Origin of the sequence: Paenibacillus sp. M-152, from assembly GCF_003856555.1 — a bacterium.
GTDB lineage: Bacteria > Bacillota > Bacilli > Paenibacillales > Paenibacillaceae > Paenibacillus > Paenibacillus polymyxa_C.
In genome coordinates, this window is record NZ_CP034141.1 from 2,684,218 (window position 1) to 2,692,500 (window position 8,283).

10 protein-coding genes (1 of these 10 only partly in view) are annotated in these 8,283 nt (G+C 40.9%); 7 read left to right on the plus strand and 3 right to left on the minus strand.

Features of this window, described 5'->3' with window-relative positions; all coding sequences use genetic code 11:
- Positions 1–80 precede the first annotated feature (80 nt).
- From EGM68_RS12060 to EGM68_RS12085, 6 genes are all read left to right on the plus strand, one after another.
- Positions 81–881 carry a DUF4309 domain-containing protein gene (locus tag EGM68_RS12060; RefSeq protein ID WP_025675237.1) on the plus strand — a complete coding sequence of 267 codons (801 nt, stop codon included), beginning with the start codon at positions 81–83 and terminating at the stop codon, positions 879–881.
- A gap of 158 nt (positions 882–1,039) precedes the next feature.
- Complete coding sequence (locus tag EGM68_RS12065; protein ID WP_129549249.1) at positions 1,040–1,567, plus strand: TetR/AcrR family transcriptional regulator; 528 nt, start codon at positions 1,040–1,042, stop codon at positions 1,565–1,567.
- A gap of 205 nt (positions 1,568–1,772) precedes the next feature.
- Entirely contained in the window at positions 1,773–2,363 is a 591-nt protein-coding gene (locus EGM68_RS12070; RefSeq protein WP_129549250.1) for a sulfurtransferase TusA family protein, read from the plus strand.
- Positions 2,360–2,836, plus strand: a complete 477-nt coding sequence (locus tag EGM68_RS12075) for a DsrE/DsrF/DrsH-like family protein (protein ID WP_129549251.1) — start codon at positions 2,360–2,362, stop codon at positions 2,834–2,836. The genes EGM68_RS12070 and EGM68_RS12075 overlap by 4 nt, the downstream gene beginning before the upstream one ends.
- A 76-nt stretch (positions 2,837–2,912) precedes the next feature.
- A complete protein-coding gene (locus EGM68_RS12080; RefSeq protein ID WP_129549252.1) occupies positions 2,913–3,179 on the plus strand; it encodes a metal-sensitive transcriptional regulator in 267 nt (88 codons plus the stop codon).
- 180 nt (positions 3,180–3,359) lie between these two features.
- Positions 3,360–4,073 (plus strand): YetF domain-containing protein, encoded by a 714-nt coding sequence (locus EGM68_RS12085; protein WP_129549253.1) that lies wholly within the window; start codon positions 3,360–3,362, stop codon positions 4,071–4,073.
- A gap of 16 nt (positions 4,074–4,089) precedes the next feature.
- Here EGM68_RS12085 and EGM68_RS12090 read toward each other — a convergent pair whose 3' ends face one another.
- The 3 genes from EGM68_RS12090 to EGM68_RS12100 are packed head-to-tail and all read right to left on the minus strand — an operon-like array spanning position 4,090 to position 8,053.
- Positions 4,090–5,196, minus strand: a complete 1,107-nt coding sequence (locus EGM68_RS12090; RefSeq protein WP_129549254.1) for a GerAB/ArcD/ProY family transporter — start codon at positions 5,194–5,196, stop codon at positions 4,090–4,092.
- A 28-nt stretch (positions 5,197–5,224) separates the two neighbouring features.
- Positions 5,225–6,424: a Ger(x)C family spore germination protein gene (locus tag EGM68_RS12095; RefSeq protein WP_129549255.1), complete on the minus strand. Its 1,200-nt coding sequence runs from the start codon at positions 6,422–6,424 to the stop codon at positions 5,225–5,227.
- 9 nt (positions 6,425–6,433) lie between these two features.
- Positions 6,434–8,053, minus strand: a complete 1,620-nt coding sequence (locus EGM68_RS12100) for a spore germination protein (RefSeq protein ID WP_013371124.1) — start codon at positions 8,051–8,053, stop codon at positions 6,434–6,436.
- A 225-nt stretch (positions 8,054–8,278) separates the two neighbouring features.
- Here EGM68_RS12100 and EGM68_RS12105 point away from each other — a divergent pair, with 225 nt between their 5' ends.
- Positions 8,279–8,283, plus strand: partial view of a trans-sulfuration enzyme family protein gene (locus EGM68_RS12105; RefSeq protein WP_013371125.1) — the beginning only. The gene runs 1,153 nt beyond the window's last position; the window shows 5 of its 1,158 coding nt (coding positions 1–5); the start codon lies at positions 8,279–8,281; its stop codon lies off the right edge, out of view.

Sequence of the window (8,283 nt, forward strand, 5' to 3'; positions counted from 1 at the left end):
GATACAAGTAGAGGTATTCTCGAAACGAGGTTCGGTTACACTTGGTTTGTACCCAAGAACAAGGAAAGAGTGATCTTACAATGAAACCTACACATCAATCTCGTAATCGTAAAAAGTTAGCTTGCAAGCTGGTCACCACCAGCGCTTTATTGGCTATAGGTTTTGCTGTAATGACAGGATGCGGCAATAGCGGAGAAGCAAACTCAACTGCTCCCTCTACAACGAAATCAGCCACACCATCTGCCAGTAATTCAACAGATCAGAACACAGACATCCATACCAACGAGCAAGATACTCACACTAACAAGACGAGTACAGATCTCAGCAAGCCTAGTGTGGATGCGGGAAGTTCCAAGGGAAGTTCCAAAAATACTGGAAAAGAGTTTGATCAAGGTTCAACCTCGACACAGCATAAACCTGCTAGTAGTACAGCCTCACCTGACAGTAAATACAGCTCTGCAGCTGCTATATTGAGTGCAGCCAAGCAGGGGACGTTACCCAATCTGCCTAAAGGTCTTGGTTTGGGAACTAGCAGCGATCTTTTGTTTGAGCTTTGGGGGAAATCCGATTCTGGTTCTACAGGCCCTATGAGAAGTTACGCTAAATATCATACAGATCTCGTACTGGATGGAAATGATAAAGTTACAGAAATTACTTCTTCCGATTCAAAATATAAGAAGTTGCTTATCAAACAAGTTATTGACGAACTGGGCCAGCCCACAGAAACAGTTGACACCTCTAGAGACATATCCGGCACAGCAGAAGCTAATTATAAAATCGACAACACATCAGGTCTTAGTTATTATTTAGTATTTTCCTATCAAACCAAAACGCAAAAGGTCAGTTATGTTCGACTATATTTTAACTCGATGACGCCATAATTAGATTTAGATGTATAAAAAAAAGAGTCGTTTCCATTACAATGATGGAGGCGACTTTTTCGGTTCATTGCATTTTTAAAGGATGACATTTATAATGTTAAGTGATTGATTAATCACTAATCAGAGAAAATTTGTGATAAACAAAAGGATGAGAAAATATGGCTAAAGCAACATCAACATCAATAAATCGCCAAAAGGAAATCATATCTGCTGCTATTGAAGTCTTTGCGGAGATGGGCTACTATCGAGCTACAACGGCCAAAGTTGCGGAACGGGCTAATATTTCACAGCCCTATGTTTTTCGCTTTTTCGCTACTAAAGAAGCCTTGCTTATTGAAGCCCTAAAGGTATCATTTGCACGTATCATAGACTCTTTTCACCGGGTCATACAATCGGCTTCGTCGGAACAGTTAGAGCAAGAACTGATTGCAGCCTATTCGCAGATTATGACGGAATATCGAAATGAAATACTTTTGCAAATGCAGGCACAGACAATCCGTGAGGATGTGGTTGTAACCGTGATGCAGCAGGGGTTACGTGAGATCCATACGACAGTTTATGACGCTTTCCGCCATGCTGGTATTGAACAAGCCATGGAAAGAACAATGCTTTTTCTCGCCAGAGGAATGCTATGTAATATTTCGATGTCGCTGGATCTGCCAGAACTGATGAAAACAGACGATTAATTGGTATGTATGCAGTAGAGTCGCGCTTTTGCGCGGCTTTTTTGTGTGCTTTTAATTTTATAAGACATGAATTATTAGTTTGAATGAAAATGACTAGCTGAGTTGACAAGAGAAGTGGGCTTCGCTATTCTAATACCTATAGGGGTATATGTATTAAGAAATTAAAACTAAACTAAACCCCACAAAAAAAGGCGGAGGTACCACTATGTCATCAACTAGTCATATCGAAGCAGATCAGATTCTTGATTGCAAAGGGCTTGCTTGTCCTATGCCAATTGTAAAAACAAAAAAAGCTATGGATGAGCTTCTTGCCGGGCAAATTATGGAGGTTCAAGTGACTGACAAAGGTTCGTTAGCAGATTTTCAGAGCTGGGCCCAAGGCACCGGACATCAGTATTTGGGCACTTTTCAAGAAGGAGTTGTCATGCGACATTATCTACGCAAAGCAAATCCGACTGATGTGAAGGAGGAGCAAGCATTTCCTTCCACGATAAGTATTAAAGAGCTGCAAGCAAAATGGTCTGCAAAGGAGAACTTCATTTTGCTGGATGTTCGTGAACCCGCCGAATTTGCTCTTAAACACATCCCAGGATCTAAGCACATCCCCCTCGGAGAACTGGAGAACAGCCTCGCTGAGCTAAATCTGGAAGATGAAATCGCAGTGATCTGTCAAGCTGGAGCACGCAGTGAAAGGGCTTGCCGCTTATTGGCAGACAAAGGCGCTAAAAACGTCAAATCTGTGCTTTCAGGCATGTCCGGCTGGGCAGGAGAAATAATAGGGTACGATTCTATATGAGTACAGCCAAAACAACGATTATTTTATTCAGCGGTGAGCTGGATAAAGCGCTTGCTGCATTCATTATAGCGAATGGAGCGGCAGCATATGATCATGAAGTAACTATTTTCTTTACATTTTGGGGACTAAATATATTGCGTAAGGATGAGCTCATGCGCACCCATAAGGGAATGCTCGAAAAAGCCTTTGGCTGGATCATGCCTCGTGGACCGAAAAAGTTAGCACTCTCCAAAATGAATTTCGTCGGACTGGGACCACAGATGATCAAGCATGTCATGAAAAAGCATAATGCGCTCTCTCTTCCAGAGCTTATAGAGTTAGCACAAGATCAGGGGATCAAGCTCGTCGCTTGCACCATGACCATGGATTTGTTAGGACTTCAACAAGAAGAGCTAATAGATAGTGTGGAATATGCTGGAGTAGCTGCCTACTTGGGAGATGCATCGCAAGGACAGGTGAATCTATTTATTTAGGGTATCCTATTTACTTTTTTGGTTTATAATATACCTATACATGTATATGGTAAGTCAAAAAAGGAGTGCATTGCTTATGGATTACAATTACAGTGATGAACTGAAAACGCGCTTGAGAAGGATTGAGGGTCAGGTACGTGGAGTACTTCGTTTAATGGATGAGGGCAAGTCGTGTAAGGATGTAGTCAGCCAGCTATCAGCTGTACGCAATGCATCAGATAAAGCAATCGCCCAGATTGTAGCAGAAAATCTGCAACGCTGCATATTGGAAGAGCAAGAAGCTGGGGGAGATACGGATAAGCTGGTTAGAGAAGCAATTCAGCTGCTGGTGAAAAGTAGATAATTTATATGAATACACGAAAGACTAAGATTAAATAATAGCCGAATTAAAAGGTTCGCTGCCCTAGTTGGTAGCGGACTTTTTTTCGAACAACTTTAGGAATGGATTAAGCCTCTGTTTATACAGAAGTATAGGAGTGTAAATAACCCATAAGAAAAATAACTTCTTTCGGAGGGCATAGGTATGGAGGTATTTGTCACGATTGGTGTCAAATTGATCATCAGCTTTTTTGGCCTATGGCTTATTACTTTTATTACAGGTCGGAAAACACTCAGTCAGTTAACACCGCTCGATTTTCTGACATCATTGGTATTGAGCGAAATTGTAGGGAATACGTTATATGACGATAAGGTGACCATTTGGCATCTTTTGTTTGCTTTGGCACTATGGTGCGCTCTGGCCTACTTTTTCGAAAAAGCGACGACCCATTTTGTGAAATTTGGATATATGGCAGAAGGTCGAACAGTGCTGCTCGTGGATAAAGGGCAGGTTAATCAAGAATTGCTGGAGAAATATGATATAGAATTTACACAGCTACTCTCCATGCTACGCCAGCAAAATATTTTTTCTCTGCGTGAGGTCTTGTACGCTACGTTAGAGACGAACGGCTCATTGTCAGTCATACGCAAACCCGAATATGAGCCACCCGCTGCTCAGGATATGGGAATAGATGCACAGCCTGATTTTTTTTCTGTTACTGTCATTGATAAGGGAAGGTTGCTAAATGAATCTATGCGCGGGAAAACAATTGATGTAGAGCTGATAAAAGCAAAGGCGCGAGAGCAGGGATATGACAGCATCAATGAGATTGCCTATGCAGAGCTTAGCGAGGATGGAACGCTCCATGTAGTGCCGATGAAAGAGAATAAAAATCAAAAAAGTGGTGGATCTATTTAAATGAATGATCATCTCCTCATGAAGAGGACTGTTTATTTGTTTTTTTTCTTTTTTTAATAACAATAAAGGTGAATAGTAACAAAGGAAGGAAAATTTGAAAAATAGGAAACCAGGAATTAAGAACAAATTTTCGACCGATTACCATGTGATGAATATAGTTAGGCGACAAAAAAGAAAGACCATAAATAAGTGCTGCAAGGGGAAGAATCCATTTTTTAAATCCGACCCCGGTTATTTTTTCAAGTCCTATCACAGCACCATTAAAAAATAAAGACATTTTGATGATCAAGCCAAGAAAAAGAAGCAAGGTGAAAAGGGCATCCATTCGTTCGAACAGATCTGCTAATTCAATCAACTGAACGGCTTCCAAAAGAGGAAGCGTGCTATTTGCAGCGATCTTGGGTCCGAGAACAAAAATATCCAATTGATTAACAAATGTTAGAGCAAGTGCGGTCATTATATAGGCAAAGGAAACGGGTTTTATGAGATTCCGGCCTTTATGTACAAGTGGATAAAATACAAGAAATAACACAGTTTGTCCGAATGGAAAGGAGATAAGCTCAGGAATAGCGGCTTTAAATATGGGGTTCCATCCTTCCTCTAAAACCGGAAGGGAATTTTCCAAGTGAAAGAGACCAGTTGCCGGAATTAATATACTAATTATGGCGTATCCAAGTACAAAAAAAGGGAAAAGGAACAAGCAAAATAAGAAAAATGCTTTGTAGCCGTAACGAACCGTGTTGGATACAACCACGATTGTGATCAAGATGATGATCCACAAAGGGGTTTGGCGGAGCAGAGTCATTACGGTCACCTCGCCTAAATCGCGTATGTTCCGAGAAGCTTCATATGTAAAATACATCACAAAAAGTAAATTGATGAGTGTACCCACATATTTCCCTGTGTAACGGCGAAACAACATGAACAAATCTAATTCAGGATCTTGATGGTGAATAGCAAGATGGAGCATTAGCAGAAGAAGTCCTGCTAATGCTCCTATCAACATGACTAACCAAGCATCTTGCTTTGCTTCAGCCCCCATTAAAAACAAAGTTGTACTTCCAACTTCAAATAAAGACATACAAATGATCAGCTCGGATACTCGGATTGTATTTTGACGCATTGCTTCATTTCACCTCTCCCTGTTTATTTCATTTCAACAGTTCGTTAAAAGATTTTTCGAATAATCCTGGACGTGCAAGCTTCATTTTTACACCTATTTTTATATCCATGTTTGCGAACTCTTCAGGCCATGTCTCTTTTATTTTTTTCCAGTCTTTTGGGTACTTGTGATGAATTTTATTTCCAACACCAATAAGGTCGATATTCTTTTGCTGTAAGGCTTTCCAGCCTTCCTGAATTTGCAGTTTGATCGTTTCTGCTGCTTGCATCTGCAATTGACCTACACTTTGCATATCTTTCATTTCTCTTTGCGAAGAGGCTGACAGAAGATCACCGGTAGCTTTAACGTCAACGTTGAGATAATAATGATTTAAATTCTTGATTGGCGTAACCTTAACCTTGGCTTTCCGGATGAGAAAAGCGGACGTAACATTCCCATCCACATAGTTTACAGTAGTGTTTTTAATCTGGTTGTTTAACCATGAAACCCCTATACTTTCCTTTTCATTTAGGAAGCCGACTCTCTTGTCTTTCTGAAAAATGCTTAAGCCCGATAACTTGAGTTTATTTTTGGCGGAGGTTTCCTTGAAAACATCAACAGATTCTAGTTTCTCCGGCTCGGAACCCTCAAGAGATATTTCTGGAACTCCGGCTGCACTATCGGAGCTAATTTTCGAAATGAATTCATACATGGATATTGCAGGGTAAATTGATGCTAATTTGCTATCTCTTTCTATAATCTTTTCTAAAGCTTGACCAGGAATTTTCTCTGGTGGTACAAGCTTTTTTAAAAAATTACGAGCCTCTCCGTTGGCAATGAATACTTTTACAGTTTCTCGTGAATCAAGGTTGCGGAGGTAAATATCAATAATCTCTTCAATGCCTTGTTCTGCTGCTTTTTTTCCAATAACGAGTATATTATTTTGGGCAAAATATAGTTTGCGTGGGTATTCCAGGGTACTCTTCGTAACGGTCTCTCTCAATGTTTTTCCATGTGTAGAAAAGGTATGTACAGCGCTTTGCGATGCCCCCGAGGAAGTACCACCTGAGCCAGTCGTCATGGCTGATGGAATGATGATTTGATAAGTATTGATCCAGTCGCCCTTATGTCCATCAATTCCAGTTGCTGTTGTGATGGCTAATTCGTTCAATTCTGTTCGATCTACGCACCCTGTAAGTAATAAACCTGCAATAAACAGAACATAACTAACTCTTAATTGCCGCACCATTGATCTCTCCTATTTTTGGGTATCAGGCTTATGACCACCTTCAGTATCATCCGAACTAGCAGGGTATTGGTGAGCTGCCTGTCTTGTCTGGTTATGGCCTGATTTTTCGCTAGGTCTGGTTTTCATAGCCCACCACGGAACTCTGATGATAAGGTCCTTCATATTAGTTTTAAAGGTGGGGCTATAGGGCACAAAATAATCAACTCCGAATGACTTGAGAGATACAAGGTGAATTAGAAGGGGGATAATTCCTATCAGAATACCAAATAAGCCTAGAGCCCCCGCCAGTAGCATAAGTGCAAAACGCAACAACCTGACCGCTGAAGCCATAGCAAAATACGGGATGACAAAGTTCGATATAGCTGTGAAGGCAACAACGATCACCATTGCACCTGAGACCAGTCCGGCTTGCACCGCCGCCTGTCCGATAACCAGAGCTCCTACAATGGAAACGGCTGGTCCGATGACCCGTGGCATTCGCACACCTGCTTCACGAATCACTTCAAACATTAATTCCATCATTAAAGCTTCCAATAATGCAGGAAAAGGAGTTCCTTCCCGTTGAGCCATTAGCGTAATCAACAGCGTGGTGGGGATCATTTCCTGTTGGAAAGTCGTCAAGGCTATAAATAGAGAGGGAAGCAACAATGAGACTAGAAAAGATACTACACGAAGAGCCCTTAAAAAAGTTGAAATGTCATATCTCTGGTAGTAGTCTTCCGCCGTTTGAAAGAAATTAAAGAAGGTTACAGGTGCAATCAGAGCGAATGGCGTCCCATCAACCAGGACAGCTACTTGTCCGTCTAAAAGGCTACCTGCGACTGTATCCGGACGCTCTGAGTTTAGCATGGTGGGAAAGAGACTAAGTGGTTCATCCTGTATAAATTCTTCGATGTAGCCACTTTCAAGTATGCTGTCTGTATCAATGGATTGCAGCCGTTTTGTAATTTCCTGTATGACTTCTGGATTAGCGACATTTTCAATGTAAGCTAACATGACTTTGGTTTGTGTATATCGCCCAATAACATGACTTTCAAATTTAAGGTCAGGTGTCCGCAATTTTCTTCTGATCAGTGTAATGTTGGTTGAGATATCCTCCGTAAATCCTTCTTTAGGACCCCGTACTACGGTCTGAGTACTGGGTTCCTGAATAGCCCGTCTTACTCCGCCTGCGATGGAAACTACCAATGCATAGTTGTTTCCGTCGATGACAATGACAGCATTCCCGGAGAGGATGGCTTGATATACTTCATTTTGCGAATGTATCATTTGAATATTTCCAGACGGAATTGTGTTTTTTAACAAAGAAGCTGCAGTATTTTCCTTAAACATAAAAGTATCTGCGGAGCCCATCTCTGTAATCAAGCTCTCCATTAAATCGGAAAGCAAGTTTTGGTCAATCAGTCCTTCAATATAACAAACGGCGAGATGGCCAGCATGTACAGGACTTTCGGAAAAATCACGAATGACAAAATCGGGACCTTGCCCAAGTTTTAATTTAAGTAAAGAAAGAGTATGGGATAACGATGAATGGATTGGATCGGTAGCGGTTTGCTGTTTGGATTTTTCGATATCCTGTGTGTACCTTTTTCCAGGTTTCAGAACACTTCTAATCCAACGTGTTAACACAAGTGAACCCCCTCTTTTTTGATAAAGCGTATCTTTTCCTTGCAATCCAAAAATATACGCTATTTTTATGAATTGGATACTTAGTGAAAGACATGTGGAAACCTGATCAGTTTCGAAAATTAAACAGCACAGGTCTAAAGCAATTTGACTTATAGAATATTTGAGTCCTTGATTGAGGAGACTACCTTCATGGGTTTGGAATTTTTCAGAAAGTGGTGATCAGGTTTGAG